This window comes from uncultured Paraglaciecola sp. (genome assembly GCF_913058035.1).
GTDB lineage: Bacteria > Pseudomonadota > Gammaproteobacteria > Enterobacterales > Alteromonadaceae > Paraglaciecola.
Genome location: NZ_CAJXPA010000074.1, coordinates 1 through 22,032, shown reverse-complemented (window position 1 = coordinate 22,032; position 22,032 = coordinate 1). Strand labels below are relative to the sequence as shown.

Here is a 22,032-nt window from a genome sequence, read left to right as displayed (position 1 = left end):
CATCAGATGTAATAACAACTTAATTACAATAATTTTACGTTATAACCTAAACCGATATGAATTATTAACAATATAAACGCGCCTAAAGGGATTGGAATAAGCTGAAATGGATATTTTGAAAACTTATAGGTTGGCTGGCTCAACGTAAACTAATATTCGATAGTTAACTGAATTCGTGGTGAACGTACTTAAAATATCAATATGCGTGACACCACGATAGTTGATTAGTAGGTGATATAATTGGCTGATATTAAAATAATCAAAGTAGAAAAACTGAATAAGACTAACTATTTATCTTCATTTTTTAACTCAGATCCTATAAAAATAGTCTTATTAGGTTAGATTATGACCTGTTTAAATCTCCACACGAAAAAAATGTATTTAAATAAACTGTCAAAAAAAGGAATGTGGGCTCGTCGCCATCAACGTTTCTAGGCCCTTTAAAAAGGGTAAACTAGAAATAGAGTCGCAAATAAATCAGGGATTTAAGTAGTGAATTAAGTAGGCGGCTCATCAAAAAATACTTCCTCTAGTGGCAACGTAAAAAGACGAGGAATTTTAAATATTATAAGTAAACTGGAAATAAATTTGCCCTTTTTGATAGAATTAACGCTTTATCGTGACACTTGCAAAGCATTAGCTAAATCAGCTTGGGTCCAATCTCGCAAAGCTCGGAGCACTTTTAAGCGGCTTTTCATTTATATCTCCTATTGCAGATGAAAATAGTAATGATATACGTGATTGTCATTAGCCATATAAGGTGTCTTATTTCTGGTTCGAAGCTTATTAAACTAATATTTTCTAATAGCTCATGAGCAATACCTGCTATTAATCCAACCTTAAAGTCAAACCCATCGCTTTCATAGGGATTCTGCGTCGTAGCTCGTCAATATGAGACAAATGATTGACGTTTGCCACGATCATGGATTTGCCCAAAAAAGTTGAATTATCAAGGCTTAGATAGAATGGACTGCTTGATAATCCCAAATATACTTGGCGCCAAATCGTAATGATTCCGAACTCGCTAAGCATAACGCTAGTCGCTCAGTTGTTATGGTTATTTTGTTTCGTACTGACTGTTTCTTTCCGATTGTCTGGCTGTGATTAACGTTGTTCATAAGAAAAGCGACTAAGTCTAAAAGTAAAATAGTCTTTAATTTTAGACTTAGTCCAGACTCGAAAAAATTATTGTCAAGCTTGCTTTACATGACATTTAAGACAGTTTGTTTTTAAAGTCTTGATACTCAAATTTACGCACTAGTTCAAAACGACCATCTTTACGAATAATACCAATCGAGGGATGTTCAACACCATTAAAAAATGTGGTTTTGACCATGGTATAGTGCATCATATCCTCAAATATAATCCGCTCACCTATTTGTAATTCGTGATCAAAGCTATACAAATCGATAGCATCACCAGCTAAACAAGAGTTGCCACCTAATCTATAGGTGTAAGGTTTTTCACCTGCTTTGCCTGCACCGCGCACATCTGGGCGATAAGGCATTTCTAAAACATCTGGCATATGAGATGTGGCAGAAATATCTAAAATAACGATTTTGTCATGGTTTTCTACGATATCAACTACCTCGGCAATTAATGTACCTGTTTGCCACGCAACCGCTGATCCGGGTTCGAGGATAACGGTCAGGTTTGGGTGACGCTGCTTAAATGTTTTTAATGTGTCTATTAAATGCTCAACGTCATAACCATCACGAGTCATAAGATGACCACCCCCAAAGTTAATCCATTTTAACTTTGGTAACCATTTACCAAATTTATCTTCTACCGCTTTGATAGTTCGTTCGGTAGCAAAGGAATCAGATTCACATAAATTGTGGATATGTAAACCTTCAATACCTGCTATGTCTGCATTGTGGAGATCCTGTGCGCGGATCCCAAGGCGTGAGCCTGGGGCACTAGGATCGTAAAGTTCAGTTTCGGCTTCTTGATGCTCTGGATTAACTCGCAGGCCTGGTGACACATCTGTTTTGAGGATCTGATGTTTATATCTGTTCCATTGTCCTAAGCTATTAAAAGATATGTGATTCACTATGTGTATTAATTCATCTATATCTTTGGGTTTAAAAGCGGGTGAGTAAGCATGGACTTGTTTGCCTATTTCTTCTTTACCTAATCTTGCTTCCCATACCGCACTAGCAGTTGAGCCTTGCAAGTACTGACCAACCAAATCAAAGGTTGACCACATAGAAAATCCTTTGAGGGCCAGTATAATCTCCACACCACTTTCTTTTTGGACGTGTTGCATTAGCTGAAGATTGGCTTCAAGTGCCGTTTCGTCACATACATAACAAGGACTAGGGATTGCTGAATTTAACATCGGGTCGTTCATATTGTGGATACATTCTTGGCACTGATAAGTAAGTCGCTTAGAATATATCTGCTAGTTGTAGAGTTAAAGTGAAAGTTACGTTTGTCTTATCGATTTAATTAAGTTTGATTCGGTTCTTGGTTATAAAGGGTATTATTTTAAGGGTATTATTTTCAGCCAAACATAGAGGTGATTAAAGTACTTTTATTTTACTTGAACTGCTTCATAAAATTTTGGGCATGTGTCACTCGGCAAAGGTATAATCGCTTCAACATGCAACAGTTTTACTGTGGTGAAAAATTAAATATGCAAAAAAGACTATTTTTATCGAGGGTTTATTCCTTAAAAATCATCCAAACATTAAGATGGATTTTTTTGGTTTTAACATTAAGTAGTTGTGGAGGTGGTTCTGCAACTTCACAATCTACAGAACTCACCCCTGTATTACCGACTAATGCAGCACCAAAGCTCAACATCCCGTTTGAGAATATCAACATCGAAGTTGGCTTGTTTTTCCAAGTAGATATGCGGGCACGTTTCAGCGATGAAGGCAGTTTAACCCTGAACATTGTTGAATCGACTAAAGACACGTTGCCTGATTGGATAAGATTTGACTCGCAGAAAAATATTATGTTTGGCTTGTCTTCGGGTTTTATCGAAACCAGCACAATCATTTCGGTGAGCGCCACTGACGAGCAAGGACTGTCAACCACGACTAGTTTTAAGATTAACGTTAACACGGTTAGTCAGCCCCTTGCCCCCGAACAAGTGGCTCAAGATAACAATTACATTAGTGAACTACTTTTAAAGGAATCCAATTTCTTCCAATTAGGTATTGCTATAAACGACAGTACTTTCCTGACCCAAGATGGTATTTTCCTAAATAGTGTTTCCTTACAGCCATTTGGCAAAGCATCCCCATTTAGTGCGGCCTCTAAAGAGTCATTACACCTTAATTTTTTGGCAAAAGTAGTATTGGAAAATGATCGAGCGCAGCAATTACTTTTTGGGGTTGATGTAGATAATACAGTTAACGCAGCTAATACAAATAATGCAGAAGATGCTGTTACCCAAGCGCTCAACATACTTGAGCAAAAGGTGACAACATATGAGCAGTTTGATGCAGCATATCCAGCATTTGGTGGATTTTTGCCGTGGTTTATCTCAGAAGATAGAGGCAATGGAGTCAGCATGTATCCCCTCAGCGGATGGGAAGATAGGATGCCTGCATTGGATAATGGCCAATTGGCTTGGTCAATATTTGTTGTTTACCACTCTCTCTATAAGATGGGATATGACAACATTGCACGTCGCTATGAACAACGTTTTCAGAAGATGGCCACACATGTTAAAACCGTGTTTTTTGATACGCAACGCAATGTGATATCCGGTATCAGTCAATTTACCGATACCAGTGGTAATCCTGATCCTTCTCTGCCACCTGAACAACTGCTATACATTAAAGATAGCTATGCATTGACCGACCCTTTCGAAGGTGAATTAATGGCCGTTTTTATGACGCTGTTTAGCCCTGATTTGTCAGAAACCCAAAAACAACAATTATGGTTAAATAAGTTTGTTAATACTCGGGATTATGCGGCGACCACAGGTGACATATTGACTGTGATAGAAGGATGGGCGTTCTCTTCACATGAGCAATGGAAATTTTTAATCTTGCCTTACCTTGATTACAAGATTACCCGTGACTTGTTTCTTAATAGTGAAAAAGTCAGAGCTGATTATTCGAACAAAAATAACTATCGAGGTTTTTTCGCCTCTGTAAACACTCCCGCAAACTCCTATGAGTCTCTTTTAGGTATTCAAGCTGTTGCATCACAAAACGGCGTGAAAAATACAGTTATAGCCCCCTATGCCAATTTCCCCATGTTGTTGGCTGATCAAAATCAACAGACCAATACTGGACTTAAATGGCTAAAAAACACATTAGCCTACGATAATATACTCAGTGAGTACGGCGTACTTGAGTCTTATGACACCTCAACATTTGCGATTACGCCACTGCTAACATGGGATGGAAAAGCACTGCCCAGTTTAGCCATGATGGGCGGCGTGATAGATGAAACGCGGGAGTTTATGATTCAAGAAGGCGTTTACCTCGAGTTTATGAATTTGATTGATACGCAATACAGTGAATTTAGCGATGTAATCAACGGCATCGATTCGCTTATTGCAGCGCCCCTAGATACCCCTGTTCCTGTCAGTCCTTGTTCTGATAGTCACATTATTCTCGGGACTATCAATGATTTTGACTGTCAAAAGTTGATACCATTAGCGGGTATTAGTATTGTTGAAAACCCAGATGTCACGATGCATAATCCGAGTCAGTTTGTTGGTCAATATAATGACCCTGCAGGACCGTGGGATGCGCTGGTGATTGATTATTACGATGCCATTGATCTTTCTAATCATACTGTGTTCAGTCTTAGCCTGATAGCCCCCGTCAGCGGGATTTTAAAAGTAAAGTTGGAAGGTGGTCAATCTTTAACTGTTGAGTTAGACATGCAGGTCTCTGAACTTAACAACTGGGTAGAATATCAATTCGATTTTACTGCCCATATGAATGAGAATCATCAAAAAATAGCGGTTTTCTTTGAGGCAGGTCTAAGTAACTCAGGCAATAATATCTATTATCTCGATAATCTAAAGCTGACCAGTGAAGTGATTGAGTGATAACTTGGATAAATAGCTTAGAGATTAGCTTAGATAAATAGTCTAGTGGTAGATTGAGAGCCTCAATTATTGAGGCTCTTTGAGCATAACTATCGTTTGAATGGGCTTTGTTCACATTCAATTACATGCCATGGCAACCCGTGAATATTTAGCATCTCCATGAAGGGATCTGGATCGAACTGTTCCATATTCCACACGCCGGGTTTTTTCCATGTGCCATTCAGTATTAAGGCCGCGCCTATCATTGCTGGTACGCCAGTTGTATATGACACAGCTTGAGCACCTACTTCTTCATGGCACTTAGCGTGTTCACAATTATTATAAATAAAAATAGTTTTTTCTTGTCCATCTTTAATGCCGGTTATATAAGTGCCAATACAGGTTTGGCCGGTGTATCCATCAGCTAATGAACCAGGATCAGGTAAGAGTGCTTTTAAAAATTCTAAAGGTATAATTTGCTGGCCTTGAAAGTCGATAGGCAAAATACCGGTCATGCCGATACCTTCAAGTACTTTAAGATGAGTCAGATAGGCGTCACCAAAGGTCATCCAAAAACGGGCACGTTTGAGACTGGGGAAATGTTTGACCAGTGACTCTAATTCTTCGTGAAACATCAGGTAAGAGGCACGGACCCCAATATTTTGGTAGTCCAAGTCTTCCCGTACACTCAACGGTTCAGTTTCTTTCCATTCACCGTTTTCATAAAAACGCCCGCGCTGGGTAATTTCACGAATATTGATTTCTGGATTAAAATTTGTCGCAAACGCTTGACCGTGGTCGCCACCGTTACAGTCAACTATATCCAAGTAATGAATTTCATCAAAATAATGTTTGGCCGCATAAGCGGTGTAAACATTAGTTACTCCGGGATCAAAACCGCTTCCCAATAATGCCATCAGGCCAGCTTTTTGAAACTTTTCTTGATACGCCCATTGCCAGGAATATTCGAATTTAGCGACATCTTTGGGTTCGTAATTAGCGGTATCCATATAATTCACGCCAGTTTCTAAGCAAGCATCCATGATGGCTAAATCTTGGTAAGGCAGCGCTAAGTTAACCACCAAGTCAGGTTTGACTTGATTGATAACCGCAACCACTTCACTGGCATGGTCGGCATCAACAGCAAATACACCTTTTACTCTGTCCAAACCGACTTCTTTTTGTAGTGCTTCACATTTTGAAACTGTGCGACTTGCTAAGTAAATTTCACCAAATAATTCAGGTAAACGGGCACATTTTTTTATGGTCACAGCGGCAACGCCGCCAGCGCCAATAATTAGAACACGAGACATATTGAGTTCCTAATAATCTAGATTTAATGTAAAGGTCGAATGCTAGCAGTAATTAATTGTGGTGCAAGTTGAATATTATCAATCGAGTTGTGTTTGTTTCATTCCGAGTCGGTTCTATTCAGTCAATTTATACACAATTCAACTGATTCCAAACCAAGTGATTTAAGAACCGCTTGTTTTCTTTGCGCAATATTACCTGTTGCAAGTATATGTTTGATTCCGTGTTTTTTAAGGTATTGACGGTTAAATACTTGAAATTCATGACGGTTGGCATCACCAGAACGTTCCCATGTGTCGTCGTAGGGAATATCATCATCACATAACACCACTAAGTCGTAGCGTTGCCAACATGCTCTGGCGAGATTTTCTAAGTCTGGCAAGGCTGTTTGGTGATAATGCACCGCAAAGTGCCAAGTAGTGAATGCGCTGGTATCACAAAAAAGATATTTGTTTGCCTTCGAGGATGCTTGGTCTTCCCATTGGTTTTGAGTTTGGGCAATATGCAGTAGCTGATCCGGAGACAGTCGCCTGTTGACCTGATGTTGTAGCCAATAATCTCGACCATATTCAGGCACAGTCATAGTGTTAAGTTCATTGGCTAATGTTTCGCATAATGTGGTTTTGCCCGTAGAAGGCCCACCTAAAAAGACAATTTTTTTGATCACGAAATGGGTTGGCCTTTTTTTGAATTCAGAGTGTCATGTTTATACCATTGATATTGGCCAACGATAGCCATGACTAAAAAACAAGCATACAAAGCTGACGTTGGAAATAAACCTTTTTGCCAATATATTGCAATAGCAACAATATCTACGACAATCCATAGCATCCAGTTCAATAATTTTTTGTGCGACAATAACCACTGCGCTGCTAAGCTTGCACACGTAGTAAATGCATCAGGGTAAGGAAAACTCGCATCTGTATAGATAGTCATTATTGTTCCAAGTAAACTAGTGCAAACCACTATAGCAACAACCCATAAACTATATTCTGTGATAGTACCCTGATTAACAATCACTCGGCCCGTCGAGTCTTGAGCGCCTTTCCACAGAAACCATCCGTAAATTTGAAAACCAATATAAAATACATGTAAAATCATATCTGAATACAGCTTCACGTCGTAAAATATCCACGTATAAATACTGACTTGTACAAAGCCAAAAGCAAAACACCAGATACTTCGTTTGATGACTAAGTAAACGCAAATAAAGCCTGATACCGTTGCTATCCATTCTTGTGGTGATGCGCCAGCAAAGCCTTGCAGCCAGTTAAGCCAGTTCATATGTGTTTCCAGTCCGAATACTTGAATAGTGTCGAGATGAGCCGCTTCCATCTGTGTTTCCTTCAATCACGTAAATCCTATTATTAAGCACTGTGGCTAAGTTATGGCGATTAGGCAGATAACCGATTGTTGTTTGATGCCAAGCTTCAGTTTTAAAGTCGTAAATAAGGGTGTTATCTAGCCGGGTATAATCACCAAAGCTTAGAATTCTATTGTCAAACACCACAACTGAGTGAGCACTTAGTTTTTGTGGTATTGATGCCAAGGACTGCCATTTTCCAGTGAAAATGTTGTATCGCTCAAATGCGTTTAAAGGTGATTTGCCATTGTAACCTTCGATGGTAAATAAATACTGCCCGCGTTGGATCGTCTTGGTATCTTTTGGCGTGGGAATTTTTTCAGTAAGTTGCCATTTATCTTTTGTGACATCATAAATGCCAACAGTCGATGGAGTAGAATTTTGTCGACTACCGCCGATAAAAAATATTTTATCGTTATGATATTGAGCACTGCCTAATCGACTTGCTCCGGGTATTTGCCCAATAATTTTTGATTGACGGCTAGGGATGTCAAATACTTCCATCTCAGGTTCTCGTAATAATCTACGTTTTTTTCCATAAGTGAACGCACTCATCCCACCCACAATATAAATTGAGTCACGTCCATCTCGCACAGTAGTGTGATATAGATGATGGATAAGTAGATTATTTACTTGTTCGATAGTCCCAGTTTGAGAGTTGATAATTTCTAAATTTGACAATAAGCCATGCTTACCCGAACCCTCTAAAAAAAATATATGTTCGCCATTATTAACGATTGCGTGACCGTATCTTCCATGATGAAGCTTAATGGTGAATACCTGACTTGTTAAAAGACTTTCTTTACTAAGTATACTGGGTATAGATGTGCAACCCATCAAAGATGTCAGTAGAGTTAAAACGGCAAAACTAAAAAGTGGTTGCGCTTTTTTTGTTCTCATAGTGCATCCCTATTTTTGGAAAAAATTTCAAGCAATATTGGGCATCCTGTATGAAAATTGCAATGGCAGATTAACGGGCGCCCTGTAATCCACCAGTATGTAATGCCAATACACGACTGCCACTAGGGAAATGACCACTTATGGTTAACTGATACAGAGCATAAAATAACTTGCCACTGTAAACAGGCTCGATTGTAATGTGGTTTTGTTGCTCAAACTCCGCGCAAAACTTGCTGAGCTCGTTGTTGTATTTTGCATACCCACCAAACTGATATTCGTGATTGATTTTCCAGTCAACTCGGTGATGCCTATCAGACAATAAAGCACCGACTAGTTGTTCCAAATACCCATGACCTTTCAATACCGCTATGCCTAGAATTTGGCTAGAGGTGTCTATTTCTGATTGTGCTAAGCCGTCAATCAGTCCGGCTAAAGTGCCACCGCTGGCCACAGGTGCCAATATATAATCATATTGTTGAGTGAGTTCTTGGATGATTTCAGCCACACCTCTTAGCGCTAGCTGTTGGGAGCCACCTTCAGGTATCAGCAAAGCCTCAGGATATTGTGTGGTCAGTATTTCAAGGTATTGAGGTTCGGCACGCTGCTGGTAAGTTTTTCGGTCGACATATTGAACATCAGTCTCCCAATTAAGTAAGTCTTGCAACATCGGACTTAGGTTTTGTGAATAATCTCCACGCACTATTGCGCTGAAGCGAATGCCTAATTGCCGACAACAGTAGCCTAATGCATGAAGATGATTAGAATAACCGCCGCCAAAGCTTATTATGTGTTTAACATCATTTTCGGAAGCTTCCAGTAGGGCATATTTAAGTTTGCGCCATTTATTACCAGATATGATGGGATGTAAGAGGTCATCTCGTTTTATGGATATTTGAATGTTATGTAAGTTTGCCCAGCTTGATGTGATCGTCTGTTCGGGTGAAGGTGGTTGCATAAATAATTGTTTAACTAAAGACATAATTGTTATTAAAGTATCAATCCATCAGAACTATGCAGTAGCATAAGGTTATATTTATTAAACCATTAGAAGGCTTTACATGACCATCGTTATTATTTGCTTATTTATCACAACTTTTATGCCCATCTTAGCTAAGGCACCTATGGCGATGGCAATGAATAAAGTGACAGGGGGTTACGATAATCGACATCCCCGTGAACAACAAAAATTTTTAACAGGATTTGGGGCGAGAGCTAAAGCCGCTCATGAAAATTGTTTTGAAGCACTTATTATGTTCACTCCCGGAGCACTAGCGGTGTTGGTAACTAATAATGTCGTTCAGTTAGCCGAATATTTTGCTATTGCGTTTGTTGTTTCAAGATTGGCTTATTTACTAGCCTATTACTTTGACAAACATGTGTTGCGCAGCACTTTTTGGGGCATTGGTTTTATATCTTCGCTGGCACTTATCTGGTTGGCCATCCCCTAGTTGACTGTGGTGCATCAAATTTGTAGTTTGTGATAGCTTATGGTCGGCAAATTTATTAGGTTTACAATCCAGATGGTGAACTAGAGTTGGTGGGTCTCGCTCTGGTTATTCCTGATACTAGTAGCGTACTGAGCAATTGTGATGGCGAAATTAGCTTGCGTTTGCCAATTTAATGTCTTGTTGCTTGATGCTGGAATATCAAATAACAAAACAACTTTATATGCTAGTTGACATATAGACGTCTATACGGCAAATTAAATGCATGAAAAGAATTACAACAGACACCACCGGCATTATGATTATCACCATCGATAGGGTGTTCGCTGGCTAGTGCATAAGCATTACATATAAAAAGCCCGCAACCACCGCGGGCTTTTTTGTTATATGGATGCTTAAAATATGTGATAAACCCGGTGAGTTGAAATAATAGAGGAATTAAAATGAAGGTATTGAAATTTGGCGGGTCGTCTCTCGCTGATGCAGAACGTTACTTAAGAGTGAAAGATATTAGTATCGCATGCCACACCGACGTCGGTGCGGCTGTTGTGTTGTCTGCTCCAAAGGGCGTCACCAATGCCTTATCGCTGCTGTGTGATGAAGCCGCATCGGGTAAAGATTACGGTGAATTATTTGCCAAATTAAATATGGTGTTATTTGGTATTTTGGATGACTTACAAAATAACGTACCTAACTTTTCTCAAGTAAAATTAGCCGAGTTTATCCAATATACATTGAATGAACTTAATCAACATTTAGAAGGTTTTGCACTGCTACGCTGCGCCCCTGAGCAAGTTGTTGCTAGAGTATTAAGTGTTGGCGAATATATAAGTGTCAATATTTTCAGCGAGATTTTAACTACTTTAGGCCATGCTAATTATATTATTGATCCGGTAAAATATATTGTTGCTGAAGGCGATTATCTAGACAGCATTGCTGATGTATCGGCTAGTAAGGCACGTTTCAGTGATGTAGATATCTCAGGTGAAAAAATATTAATCATGCCTGGGTTTGTTGCCGTTAACGCAGCGGGTGAAAAAGTGACGTTAGGTCGTAACGGTTCGGATTATTCCGCAGCTATCTTAGCTGCATGTATTGATGCTCAGTGCTGTGAGATTTGGACAGACGTAGACGGTGTTTATAATGCTGATCCAAACCAAGTAGAAGGTGCAGTATTGCTTGATAAACTGACTTACCAAGAAGCGATGGAGTTATCTTATTTTGGTGCAAAAGTGTTGCACCCAAAAACGATTGGTCCTATCGCTCAACACCATATACCGTGTTTAATTCGCAACACCTTAAATCCATCGGCACCGGGAACGTTAATCAGTAACGAAGCCAGTACTAAATGGACCAGCGTAAAAGGGATTTCTCACTTAGATGATATGACTATGTTTAACGTGGCAGGTCCAGGCATGAAGGGCATGGTGGGCATGGCTAGCCGTGTTTTCGAAATTATGTCTAACGCGAATATTTCTATTAGTTTGATTACTCAGTCTTCGTCTGAGTACAGCATCAGTTTTTGTATTCACAGCAAAGATGCCAGTCGCGCACAGGATTTATTAGAAGATTCATTTGCATTAGAGCTAAGCAATCATTTGCTGGAGCCAATTGAGGTGCGACATGAGTTAGCTATTGTAACTTTGGTAGGCGACGGTATGCGTCATTCTAAAGGTTTGGCTGCCAAGTTTTTTAGCTCATTAGCACAAGCAAGAGTCAACAACGTGGCTATAGCTCAAGGCTCCTCTGAACGCTCCATTTCCACTGTAATAGAAGCTAGTAAAGCAAAGAAGGCTGTTAAAGTGGTACATCAGAATTTTTTCTCTAATTTGCATCCTATTGATGCCTTCTTAGTCGGCTGCGGTAGTGTAGGCAAAGAGCTCTTAGCCCAAATTTCTCGACAGCAAGCTGCTTTACTTGAAAGAAATATTAGTTTGAAAGTTTACGGTATAGCAAATAGTAAAAAATTATTACTGCAATCCAATGGCATAGATTTGAATATGCATTGGCAGGATGACTTAGAGAAAAGTGATCAACAATTATCTATTGAAAATTTGAAAAAATTTGTACACGACAATAGTCTGGTTAACCCTGTTGTTATTGACTGTACGAGCAGTTCGTTCATAGCTGAACAATATCCTCAAATGATGTTAGATGGCTTTCACGTTGTTACACCAAATAAAAAAGCGAATACAGCAAGCACTGAATTTTACCAGCTGTTAAGAGATACGGCCCAGAAGACCAATCGTCAATTTTTGTACGAAACTACAGTAGGCGCTGGGTTACCTGTTATTGATAACCTACAGAACTTGTTTTATGCAGGTGATGAATTATTACGCTTTGAAGGCATATTGTCTGGTTCTTTGTCTTTTGTGTTTGGTAAATTAGATGAAGGTTTGAGTCTGTCTGCAGCAACTGAAATTGCCAAAAAGAATGGTTTTACGGAGCCCGACCCTCGCGATGATTTGAGTGGAATGGATGTCGCTAGAAAACTTTTGATTATGGCCCGTGAATCGGGTCTCAGCTTGGAGTTATCTGACATCACCATAGAGCCAGTATTACCGTCATTTTTTGATGCCAATGGCAGTATTGAAGATTTTATGTCACGACTGCCTGAATTAGACCTTTATTACGCAAAGAAAGTCGCTAATGCCAAGGATGAAGGAAAGGTGTTGCGTTATGTAGGCTCGATTGAGCACGGTAAATGTGCAGTGAGTATCGAAGCGGTGAATGAATCCCATCCGCTGTACATGGTGAAAGAGGGCGAAAATGCCTTGGCCATCCACAGTCACTACTATCAACCTATTCCTTATGTTATTAGAGGTTATGGTGCTGGCGCAGCAGTGACGGCAGCCGGTGTGTTCGCCGATGTCATGCGAACGATGCCGTGGAAGCAATCTATATAATGTCTCAAGTTAATATGAAACAGACTATTCTGCGAGCTTATGCGCCAGCTTCTATCGGTAACGTTAGCTTAGGTTTTGATTCACTTGGAGCGGCTTTAAAACCAATAGACGGCAGTTTGTTGGGTGATGAAGTCGATATCGAGGTGGCAGAACAATTTAGATTGGAGGTTAAGGGGCGTTTTGCGGATAAATTGCCAGCTGATCCAAACAACAATATTATCACCCATTGTTACCAACACTTTATTGCTTCGTTAGAAAAGCAGGGACATAAAAAAAGTGCTATTCCCGCGCTTAAGATGACGTTGCATAAAAATTTGCCTATTGGAAGTGGGTTAGGTTCAAGCGCTAGTTCTATTGTGGCGGCTTTACATGGCCTGAATCAATTCTTTGCTAAATACTTTGGCAACGTCCCTTTCACCGAAAATAAATTACTATTGCTTATGGGTGAACTCGAAGGACAAATAAGCGGTAGTGTACATTACGATAATGTTGCACCCTGTTTTTTGGGTGGACTTACCTTAATTGCTGAACATAAAGACCAAGTTGTGTTGCAGTTGCCCATATTTGAAAATTGGTATTGGGTGTCGTGTTATTCTGGCATTACGGTGTCTACTGCGGCTGCACGAGATATTTTGCCTAAGCAAGTGTCTTTGGCAAATACGATTAAATTTGGTCGGCAGCTAGCGGTGTTTATCGATGCGTTATACCGCAAGGATGAAAAGCTCGCTGCAGCTATGATGCTAGATGTTATTGCTGAACCATATCGTAAATCACTGTTGCCAAGGTTTGATGAATCACGTTTTTTTGCCGAACAACATGGTGCGCTAGCTTTTGGGATTTCTGGTTCTGGGCCAACAGTATTTGCAGTTTGCGACAATATAGAAGATGCCAAAATAATTAATCAATGGTTAGTTGACAATTATATTCAAAATGACACGGGTTTTAGTCATATTTGTCAGCTAGACTCGAGTGGTGCATCCGTGAGCCACTTTTGATTGCGATAGCTTTCATAGGAGCTAGTACAAAGGCCATACCGCCGTGTCACTAGTGCAACGTTAAAGTATTAAAAAGGGTGTAAAGTGGAACTCGAAAATTTAAAAGACGCTTCTGAGCAAGTGTCGTTTGCAGAAGCAGTTAAAAAAGGCCTTGGCAAAAATCAAGGGTTGTTTTTCCCTAAAAAACTACCTAAATTTGATGATATTGAATCAGTGCTAGCCATGCCTTTTGTTGAGCGTAGCGTAGAAATATTAAGTACCTTGATTGGTGGTGAGTTACCTCGTGAAATGGTTGCAGGTATCGTTGAACGAGCTTTCTTGTTCGGTGCTCCTTTGGCAAAAGTTGCAGACAATATCTATGCCCTAGAGCTTTTTCATGGTCCAACATTAGCATTTAAAGATTTTGGTGGCCGTTTTATGGCCCAGTGCTTAATTGAAATTTCCAATGGTCAGCCAATCACAATATTGACCGCTACCTCTGGTGATACCGGCGCTGCTGTTGCTCATGCCTTTCATGGTATCGAAAATATCAATGTAGTGATCTTGTATCCAAAGGGTAAAATCAGTCAGCTTCAAGAAAAATTATTTACCACGCTGGGTGGCAACATCCACACTGTGGCAATTGATGATGATTTTGACGCTTGTCAGCAATTAGTAAAAACTGCTTTTGATGATCCTGATGTTCGAGATGGATTGCATTTAAACTCTGCAAACTCTATTAATATTAGTCGTTTAGCTGCTCAGGTATGTTATTACTTTGAAGCAGTTTCGCAGCTTACGCCAGCCGAACGAGAAAACTTAGTGATATCAGTACCCAGTGGTAATTTTGGTAATTTGACAGCTGGTTTGATCGCAAAAGTTATGGGGTTACCGGTCGAACATTTTGTTGCTGCCACTAATTTAAACGATACTGTACCGCGTTATTTAAAAACTGGCGAGTGGGATCCCAAAGATACGGTTGCGACATTGTCCAATGCGATGGATGTGAGTCAACCTAATAACTGGCCGCGTATTGAAGCCATGATCGAACGAGGCGATGTGGATAAGTCTGCGATCTCAGGCGCTACAGTAGACGAAGAATACACTCAAGTAGCAATGCGTCAATTAGCCCAATTAGGTTATGTAAGTGAACCTCACGCTGCTATTGCTTACAAAGCTTTAGTCAGAAGAATAGAAAAAGGTCAAACAGGTATTTTTTTAGGCACCGCTCACCCAGCTAAATTTCGAGAAACAGTAGAAAATGTCTTAGGACAACCTATTAGTCTGCCACAGCCTCTTGCAGACTGCGCAGGCAAAGAAGGTCTGTCAGTTGAATTGCCCTGTGACTATCAGGCGGTAAAAGCGCACATGCTTAGTTTACTGGGCTAATTATTCCTAATGAATACTTGGACAGACATTTTAGGTCAAGAGAAACAGCAGCCTTACTTTCAACAAATCATGCAATTTGTTGAAAGTGAAAGGGCAACTGGGAAGACGATTTACCCAGCTAAACAAGATGTGTTTAGTGCTTTCAACTTGACTAAACTAGAGAAAGTCAAAGTAGTGATCTTAGGTCAAGACCCTTATCACGGCCCCAATCAAGCTCATGGGCTATGCTTTTCGGTATTGCCCGGTGTTAAAACTCCTCCTTCATTGGCTAATATGTATAAGGAATTAGCGACTGATATTTCAGAGTTTGTTATTCCGCAGCATGGTTTCTTAGAAAGCTGGGCCGAGCAGGGTGTGATGTTACTCAATACCGTTCTCACAGTAGAACGAGCAAAAGCCCACTCTCATGCAAAGATAGGTTGGGAACAATTTACTGATGTTGTTATCCAGCAATTAAGCGACCACTGTGATGAACTCGTATTTTTACTGTGGGGTAGTCACGCTCAAAAAAAAGGTCTAGTAATAGACAAACAGAAGCATCACGTTCTTAATGCCCCTCATCCTTCGCCATTATCAGCATATCGAGGATTTTTTGGCTGTAAACATTTCTCTCAAACTAATAACCTTTTAAGACAGCAGAATAAAAGCCCGATAAATTGGCAGGTTTAACTTTCTAATCGGTCAACAGAATTTTTCTATCTATCATCCATCTATGCAACTTTATTGAAATTTAGAAGCGGATATTAGCCATAGACGTTACAAAACATATTTTGAATCATCCCCAAAAGACATGAAATGAAAGGCAATTGTCATAGCAACATCATGTTTATCGTTATGTTGTATTTGACAATAAATTAAATAGTTATGTTTATTATGCTGAAAGTTTTATACCAGACAAATATGTGGAGCAAGAACGTAATCAACATAAAAAATGAGTTAATCATCAGTAGTCACATATGTAAAAAGCCCTGAGACTCAGGGCTTTTGCGTTTATAAAAAATCTAACTCATCTTCTGCTGACATTCCTAGCTCTCGAAGTTCTTGCCTGAGTTGATGCCTATCGTGAATGGCTTCAATTTCTCGCCATTTGCGTTTGCTTGCTTTGCTTTTGGATGATTTGGTTTCTGAATCTAAGGTAGACAATAAATCGGACTTATCCATTTGGATCTCCTTTCTTATTTTTAGAGCGCACTGATGAAAAAACAAACATTCAAGCTTTAGAGTTTACTAATTAAACACAAGCCACATGAATATGTACCATACACGACATTAAAATAGAATAATTATTTAAAGCTTTAAGTAACTAAATATGAATGCTGAGTACAAAAAAAAGCTGTTATGCGCAGATAGTAAAAATTTTTAGCTTGAATCAAAAATGAAAAAAGGTGTAGACCAACATAAAAAAGGGCATTTTTTATTAAAATACGCTCTCCATTTTTGTTGATGAAATATATGACTCTTCAATAATACTTACGATGTTAAAACGTGATGTGAAATGATGCGAAGACGATGGCAAAAGATTGAGCCTCACAGGAACATGAGGATCAATAGGTTAAAATCTAATAGCTCTTAATTTGGATGGTGATAGTGCGCCTTTTCGTTTGAGGTGCATTGCTTCTATCTTTCATCACGCGAGGATAGATTTTGTGGTCAACCATTTGCTTGTCTAAATTTACTAATTAGCTGGTTAGTTGAAGCATCAAAGTTTAAGTTAGCATCAGTATTGACAAGTTTATCAAGTACTTGATTGCCCAATTCTTTACCTAATTCTACACCCCACTGATCAAATGAATTCACACCCCATATAGCGCCTTGTACAAAGACTTTATGTTCGTACATAGCTACCAAAGCGCCCAAGGTTTTGGGGTCAACTTGGTTAAACAGTAAGGTGTTACTAGGCTTGTTACCAGGCATAGTTTTGTGGGTCGCAAGTGATTCAAGTGTGACATCATCCAAGCCCTTTGAGGTTAGATCCGCCTTACATTCTTCAAAAGTTTTACCTTGCATTAACGCTTGGGTTTGGCCAAAACAGTTGGAGGCCAACATGGCATGGTGTATATCATCTTGATTGGGGACTTTGAGTGGTAACATAAAGTCAGCAGGCACTAGCACCGTTCCTTGGTGGATCAACTGGTGGAACGAATGTTGACCATTAGTGCCTTCACTGCCCCAAATAATTGGGCCTGTAGCATAATCTATTTGGGTGTGGGTTCCGGAGATACGTTTACCGTTACTTTCCATATCCAGCTGTTGCACATAAGCGGGAAAACCACGTAAATAGTGATAATAAGGTAATAACACGTGACTTTGCGCATCAAAAAAATTCACATACCAAACACCTAACAACGCTAATATCATTGGCAAGTTCTGTTCAATAGGTGCATTTTGAAAATGTTCATCCATTTCAAATGCGCCTTGCAGTAATTCACGGTAATTGTCATAACCTATCGTTAATGCGATAGGTAAACCAATAGCAGACCAAAGCGAATAACGACCACCTACCCAATCCCACAAAGGGAAAATGTTGTCTTTGGCCATACCAAATTCTGTGGCTGCTTTAATGTTAGAAGACACAGCAATAAAATGTTTAGCGATATCTTGTTGTGAACCACCTGCCTCTAAGAACCATGCTTTGGCAGTAAGAGTATTTTGCAATGTCTCTTGAGTAGTAAAAGATTTAGATGACATTACCACTAGGGTTTCTTGATGATCGACCGTGGCTAGTATGTCTTGAATATGACAACCATCAACATTTGCCACATAATGCACCTTCACACCTTCAAACCAATAAGGCTTGAGGGCTTCTGACATGATCTTGGGACCGAGGAAGGAACCACCAATACCGATGGCGATAATTTGCTTCAAGGGTTTCCCAGTATAACCTCTGCGCTCGCCACTATGCACGCTGGCAACAAAGTCCTGAATTTTTTGCTGGCAAGCGAGTACCTCAGGCATCACATCTTTGCCATCGACTAGAACAGGCTTACCAGAAAAATTACGCAGTGCAGTATGTAATACAGCGCGCTTTTCGGTATGATTGATGATTCCACCGGCAAACATTGCTTGGCTTTTCTCGCTTACATGGCATTCAGTGGCAAGTGCCTGTAATGCTTGCATCACCTCGTCATTAATTAAGTTTTTGGAAAAGTCTAATTCGATACCACAGGCTGCTTGCGTAAAATTTTCAGCACGTTGTGAGTCCAAAGCAAACCAATCACGCATGTGCTGAGTTTTTATTTTTGTGGCTAATCTTGTAAGATTTTGCCACGCGGGAGATGCTGTGAGTGCTGTCATAGTATGTTCTCAATAGAGTGAAAATTAGGTGACGCTTTAAACATGACTAAAAAAAAGCGCCGAATTCGACGCTTTTATACAAACTAATTTAGTTTAAAGATAACTTCTTAATACGGTTTCCAATTTAACTTGGTCAGCGGCAAAGTTACGAATACCCTCTGATAATTTTTCTGTCGCCATGGCGTCTTGATTCATATTCCAGCGGAACTGTGCTTCAGTTAAAGATGCCCCAGGTGTTTTAGTCGGGCCGTTGTCTTTTAGCTTAATAGGCAAAGGAGCATCAGTTTGTGATAACTCTTCGAGTAAAGCAGGACCAATAGTTAAACGATCACACCCTGCCAACTCAGTAATTTCACCGGTGTTACGGAAACTTGCACCCATAACAACTGTTTTATAACCATGGTCTTTATAGTAGTTATAAATTTTAGCCACTGATACAACCCCCGGGTCTTCGGCAGAGGTATAGTCTGTTTTACCAGTGCTTTTCTTAAACCAGTCAAGAATACGGCCTACAAACGGAGAGATTAAAAACGCACCAGCCTCAGCACACGCTTGAGCTTGAGCAAAACCAAACAATAATGTGAGGTTACAGTTGATACCTTCTTTTTCTAATACTTCGGCTGCTTTGATACCCTCCCATGTAGAAGCTAACTTAATAAGTATGCGGCTTTTATCAATACCTGCTTCCTTATAAAGCGCAATCAACTTGTGGGCCTTATCGATACTGGCAGCAGTGTCGAATGACAAACGTGCATCCACTTCTGTAGAAATTCGACCTGGTACAATATTCACTATATCGGTACCAATTGTCACAGATAATTTGTCGCCTGCATCAATGATTTGTTGTTCGGCATCGGAAGATTGCTCTTTAGCCCACGTCACTGCATTTTCTAAATGTGACTGATATTGCGGAATTTCTGCAGCTTTTAGTAATAATGATGGATTAGTGGTGGCGTCTACTGGTTGGTATTTTTTGATGGCTTCAATATCGCCTGTGTCAGCCACAACTGTGGTGATTTCTCGTAGTGCTTGTAATTGGTTAGACATAGTATCCTCTGTAAGTAATGACGCTTTTTTCGCTATCAAGATTAAATGTGTGTAGCTTGGCAAAATTGTTCAGGAATTCAAAGAAGTAAGCTGACTATCATATGTCTTAATGCTTACTTTTTAATTTTAAAATAGTCTCAACACAGGATATAACCGTTAAATAACAGACGCCAGTAAAAGGCCACGTTTGCTAGCAAAAATACCAATTATATGTGATTACTTAATCGCAACCCTGAATTTTTATAAAGACTTTGATTGATGCCTTTTGATCAATTTTAGAAGTGTTGTCTACATATTTTTGTTTTGCTTGTGCGCCAAGCTCTTAACCAAGACTAATTGTTTTGTTAATTAATAATACGAGAACTCATCTTTTCCTATCTCGTATGTTTGAGCCGCATTTTCAAACTCCTGCTTTAATTCAGGTAAGATATTAAATAACTCGCTTTGTTGCTGCTGATATAGTGCAATTTCATCTCTAATAATTATTCTTTGCTCTCGCTTGAGGCCATCAGCGATCATAAGCTCATTTTTTTCAGCAATAGTATGCTCAAGCCAATCTAGATTTTCATAAGCGTCTTCAAGTTCAGATGTCTTTTGATTTAATACCTTTTTTAGGGCATGTAGGGTTTGACCATCAGTGAACCCAGTTAAAAACTCAGCTTCAAGTTGTTGAGGGCAACTACGGCTATAATCTTTGCCTTGGCGACCTCGAGAAAACCCATTGTTTGCTGTGCAAAAACGTTTAGAACCGTCAAAATGCCCTTGACGATAGACGTTTAAATCTGGCGTGACACCATACTCGGCACATTCTTTTCTATGCTGCGAAATAGTTAATTCGTTTTTACCGGAACTACCGTCTTCGAAACCTATTAGTTTCCAATCCGCGGTTAAACAATCTGATTCATTCATATTAGCGCAACTCGATAATAATAAAATAGCGCTGGTGATACCTAAACGTTTTAGGTGCATATTTATCCTTACTCGTAATTTTATAAAGTACTGTAATTAGACTGGGTAGGTTATCAACTAAAAGTTTATACTGGCTTAAGAGCATTTGAAATACAAAGAAAAATGAAATCCAACTTGTATTTACCCACATATCCCACATATCTGTAGAAATAGACATCTAAACTTAGTTTATCATTACAGGAGCTCATTGAATGTTAGTTGTTATTTCACCAGCCAAAAATCTTGATTATGATACCCCAGCAGTAACCAAAACATTTACTCAGCCAGAGATGTTAGATGATTCACAAGCTTTGATCGAACAATGCCAAACATTAACTCCAGCTAAAATTGGATCGCTAATGAAGATCAGCGATAAGTTAGCAGGCCTTAACGCAGACCGCTATGCGGGTTGGCATACGCCTTTTGATACTAATAATGCCAAACAAGCACTACTTGCTTTTAACGGTGATGTTTATACTGGACTAAATGCTAGCTCATTTAGTCAAGATGACTTCGACTATGCACAACAACACCTACGTATTTTATCGGGCTTGTATGGCGTGTTACGACCATTGGATTTGATGCAAGCCTATCGCTTAGAGATGGGTACTAAGCTGGATATAGGCGACAATAAAAATTTGTATCAGTTTTGGGGTGAGCGTATCAGTAACAAGTTAAACGAGGCGATCAATATACAAGGTGACAATGTGTTGGTTAACTTAGCTTCAAATGAATATTTTAAAGCGGTCAAGCCTAAGTCTATTAACGCTGAAATTTACACACCGGTGTTTCAAGATTGTAAAAACGGTCAATATAAGGTGATTAGTTTCTACGCCAAAAAGGCAAGAGGCATGATGGCTCGGTACATTTTAAAAAATCAATTGACAGAAGTGAGCCAATTACAAAAATTTGATACCGCAGGATACCAATTTTCTCCCCAAAAAAGTAAAGGTAATGAGTTGGTCTTTACCCGCGAAGAGCAGCTGTAATATGTTTGTTATGCTTAATGGCATCTGTGTTTCTTTGGTGCGTATGTATTCTAAGTGGGTTACTTTTTGACAACATCAAAAAATAAGAGTTACGAAGGGTAGTTTGTTTTAAAAACATGCATATTTACATTACATGGCAAAGCGTAATACAAGTTATTGTCTTAGAAGTTAAGTTATTGAAGTTCAGGGTATAATTCAAAAGGTAACATTTTTGAATTCTCAGGCTTGTTCATCATATTGCAGATATTCCAATCAATTCAAATAGTTTTATTAAGATTCGCCCAAACGCAGCGGCCGATGCAAATAAACATAAAATGCTTGGGAATTTAACCGTGTTGAAAATAGTTAATATTTCTGTCGCTATCGTAATTTTTCTCTGATTGTTACTGGCAATTCACAATCAGACATCAATGATGCATTACAAAATATTTACACCATCGTCAAAGCAGATGACAAAGATGAAC

17 protein-coding genes are annotated in these 22,032 nt (G+C 39.4%); 7 read left to right on the top strand and 10 right to left on the bottom strand.

Annotated features, from left to right (window positions below):
* Positions 1 to 1,213: 1,213 nt before the first annotated feature.
* Positions 1,214 to 2,353, bottom strand: coding sequence for a carboxynorspermidine decarboxylase (nspC, locus tag QZ562_RS11315; RefSeq protein ID WP_293759971.1), 1,140 nt, complete (start codon positions 2,351 to 2,353; stop codon positions 1,214 to 1,216).
* Between the two features lie 354 nt (positions 2,354 to 2,707).
* Here nspC and QZ562_RS11310 point away from each other — a divergent pair, with 354 nt between their 5' ends.
* Positions 2,708 to 5,023 (top strand): hypothetical protein, encoded by a 2,316-nt coding sequence (locus QZ562_RS11310; protein WP_293759970.1) that lies wholly within the window; start codon positions 2,708 to 2,710, stop codon positions 5,021 to 5,023.
* Positions 5,024 to 5,112: 89 nt separating this feature from the next.
* On the opposite strand, the gene QZ562_RS11305 is transcribed toward QZ562_RS11310, so the two are convergent.
* The 5 genes from QZ562_RS11305 to QZ562_RS11285 all read right to left on the bottom strand — a co-directional run bounded on the left by QZ562_RS11305 (position 5,113) and on the right by QZ562_RS11285 (position 9,555).
* Positions 5,113 to 6,315, bottom strand: coding sequence for a saccharopine dehydrogenase family protein (locus QZ562_RS11305; protein WP_293759969.1), 1,203 nt, complete (start codon positions 6,313 to 6,315; stop codon positions 5,113 to 5,115).
* A 122-nt stretch (positions 6,316 to 6,437) separates the two neighbouring features.
* Positions 6,438 to 6,980: an ATP-binding protein gene (locus tag QZ562_RS11300; RefSeq protein ID WP_293759968.1), complete on the bottom strand. Its 543-nt coding sequence runs from the start codon at positions 6,978 to 6,980 to the stop codon at positions 6,438 to 6,440.
* A complete protein-coding gene (pnuC, locus tag QZ562_RS11295) occupies positions 6,977 to 7,597 on the bottom strand; it encodes a nicotinamide riboside transporter PnuC (protein WP_293759967.1) in 621 nt (206 codons plus the stop codon). Before pnuC ends, QZ562_RS11300 begins: the two co-directional genes overlap by 4 nt.
* Positions 7,584 to 8,576: a hypothetical protein gene (locus QZ562_RS11290; RefSeq protein WP_293759966.1), complete on the bottom strand. Its 993-nt coding sequence runs from the start codon at positions 8,574 to 8,576 to the stop codon at positions 7,584 to 7,586. The genes pnuC and QZ562_RS11290 overlap by 14 nt, the downstream gene beginning before the upstream one ends.
* 70 nt (positions 8,577 to 8,646) lie before the next feature.
* A complete protein-coding gene (locus QZ562_RS11285; RefSeq protein ID WP_293759965.1) occupies positions 8,647 to 9,555 on the bottom strand; it encodes a pyridoxal-phosphate dependent enzyme in 909 nt (302 codons plus the stop codon).
* A gap of 79 nt (positions 9,556 to 9,634) precedes the next feature.
* On the opposite strand from QZ562_RS11285, the gene QZ562_RS11280 reads away from it, so the two are divergent.
* From QZ562_RS11280 to ung, 5 genes are all read left to right on the top strand, one after another.
* On the top strand, positions 9,635 to 10,024 hold the full coding sequence (locus tag QZ562_RS11280) for an MAPEG family protein (protein ID WP_293759964.1): 390 nt from the start codon (positions 9,635 to 9,637) through the stop codon (positions 10,022 to 10,024).
* Positions 10,025 to 10,464: 440 nt separating this feature from the next.
* Positions 10,465 to 12,927: a bifunctional aspartate kinase/homoserine dehydrogenase I gene (thrA, locus tag QZ562_RS11275; protein WP_293759963.1), complete on the top strand. Its 2,463-nt coding sequence runs from the start codon at positions 10,465 to 10,467 to the stop codon at positions 12,925 to 12,927.
* Positions 12,927 to 13,922 (top strand): homoserine kinase, encoded by a 996-nt coding sequence (gene thrB / locus QZ562_RS11270; RefSeq protein ID WP_293759962.1) that lies wholly within the window; start codon positions 12,927 to 12,929, stop codon positions 13,920 to 13,922. Before thrA ends, thrB begins: the two co-directional genes overlap by 1 nt.
* An 84-nt stretch (positions 13,923 to 14,006) precedes the next feature.
* Complete coding sequence (thrC, locus tag QZ562_RS11265; protein ID WP_293759961.1) at positions 14,007 to 15,290, top strand: threonine synthase; 1,284 nt, start codon at positions 14,007 to 14,009, stop codon at positions 15,288 to 15,290.
* Positions 15,291 to 15,299: 9 nt separating this feature from the next.
* Complete coding sequence (gene ung / locus QZ562_RS11260) at positions 15,300 to 15,959, top strand: uracil-DNA glycosylase (RefSeq protein WP_293759960.1); 660 nt, start codon at positions 15,300 to 15,302, stop codon at positions 15,957 to 15,959.
* Positions 15,960 to 16,280: 321 nt separating this feature from the next.
* Here ung and QZ562_RS11255 read toward each other — a convergent pair whose 3' ends face one another.
* The 4 genes from QZ562_RS11255 to QZ562_RS11240 all read right to left on the bottom strand — a co-directional run bounded on the left by QZ562_RS11255 (position 16,281) and on the right by QZ562_RS11240 (position 20,600).
* A complete protein-coding gene (locus QZ562_RS11255; protein WP_293759959.1) occupies positions 16,281 to 16,451 on the bottom strand; it encodes a DUF3545 family protein in 171 nt (56 codons plus the stop codon).
* Positions 16,452 to 16,940: 489 nt separating this feature from the next.
* Entirely contained in the window at positions 16,941 to 18,584 is a 1,644-nt protein-coding gene (gene pgi / locus QZ562_RS11250; RefSeq protein WP_293759958.1) for a glucose-6-phosphate isomerase, read from the bottom strand.
* 93 nt (positions 18,585 to 18,677) lie between these two features.
* Positions 18,678 to 19,631 (bottom strand): transaldolase, encoded by a 954-nt coding sequence (gene tal, locus QZ562_RS11245; protein ID WP_293759957.1) that lies wholly within the window; start codon positions 19,629 to 19,631, stop codon positions 18,678 to 18,680.
* A gap of 348 nt (positions 19,632 to 19,979) precedes the next feature.
* The gene (locus tag QZ562_RS11240; RefSeq protein WP_293759956.1) at positions 19,980 to 20,600 is read right to left on the bottom strand and encodes a DUF2799 domain-containing protein; all 621 of its coding nucleotides are present in this window, start codon (positions 20,598 to 20,600) and stop codon (positions 19,980 to 19,982) included.
* A gap of 191 nt (positions 20,601 to 20,791) precedes the next feature.
* Between QZ562_RS11240 and yaaA the strand changes: the two genes are divergently transcribed.
* Positions 20,792 to 21,568 (top strand): peroxide stress protein YaaA, encoded by a 777-nt coding sequence (gene yaaA, locus QZ562_RS11235; protein WP_293759955.1) that lies wholly within the window; start codon positions 20,792 to 20,794, stop codon positions 21,566 to 21,568.
* Positions 21,569 to 22,032: the final 464 nt, after the last annotated feature.

Bases quoted from the DNA above. Each gene is read 5' to 3' on its own strand.
- nspC (WP_293759971.1), bottom strand. From the start codon at position 2,353: ATGAACGACCCGATGTTAAATTCAGCAATCCCTAGTCCTTGTTATGTA.
- QZ562_RS11305 (WP_293759969.1), bottom strand. From the start codon at position 6,315: ATGTCTCGTGTTCTAATTATTGGCGCTGGCGGCGTTGCCGCTGTGACC.
- pnuC (WP_293759967.1), bottom strand. From the start codon at position 7,597: ATGAACTGGCTTAACTGGCTGCAAGGCTTTGCTGGCGCATCACCACAA.
- QZ562_RS11290 (WP_293759966.1), bottom strand. From the start codon at position 8,576: ATGAGAACAAAAAAAGCGCAACCACTTTTTAGTTTTGCCGTTTTAACT.
- QZ562_RS11285 (WP_293759965.1), bottom strand. From the start codon at position 9,555: ATGTCTTTAGTTAAACAATTATTTATGCAACCACCTTCACCCGAACAG.
- QZ562_RS11280 (WP_293759964.1), top strand. From the start codon at position 9,635: ATGACCATCGTTATTATTTGCTTATTTATCACAACTTTTATGCCCATC.
- thrA (WP_293759963.1), top strand. From the start codon at position 10,465: ATGAAGGTATTGAAATTTGGCGGGTCGTCTCTCGCTGATGCAGAACGT.
- thrB (WP_293759962.1), top strand. From the start codon at position 12,927: ATGTCTCAAGTTAATATGAAACAGACTATTCTGCGAGCTTATGCGCCA.
- ung (WP_293759960.1), top strand. From the start codon at position 15,300: ATGAATACTTGGACAGACATTTTAGGTCAAGAGAAACAGCAGCCTTAC.
- QZ562_RS11255 (WP_293759959.1), bottom strand. From the start codon at position 16,451: ATGGATAAGTCCGATTTATTGTCTACCTTAGATTCAGAAACCAAATCA.
- pgi (WP_293759958.1), bottom strand. From the start codon at position 18,584: ATGACAGCACTCACAGCATCTCCCGCGTGGCAAAATCTTACAAGATTA.
- tal (WP_293759957.1), bottom strand. From the start codon at position 19,631: ATGTCTAACCAATTACAAGCACTACGAGAAATCACCACAGTTGTGGCT.
- QZ562_RS11240 (WP_293759956.1), bottom strand. From the start codon at position 20,600: ATGCACCTAAAACGTTTAGGTATCACCAGCGCTATTTTATTATTATCG.
- yaaA (WP_293759955.1), top strand. From the start codon at position 20,792: ATGTTAGTTGTTATTTCACCAGCCAAAAATCTTGATTATGATACCCCA.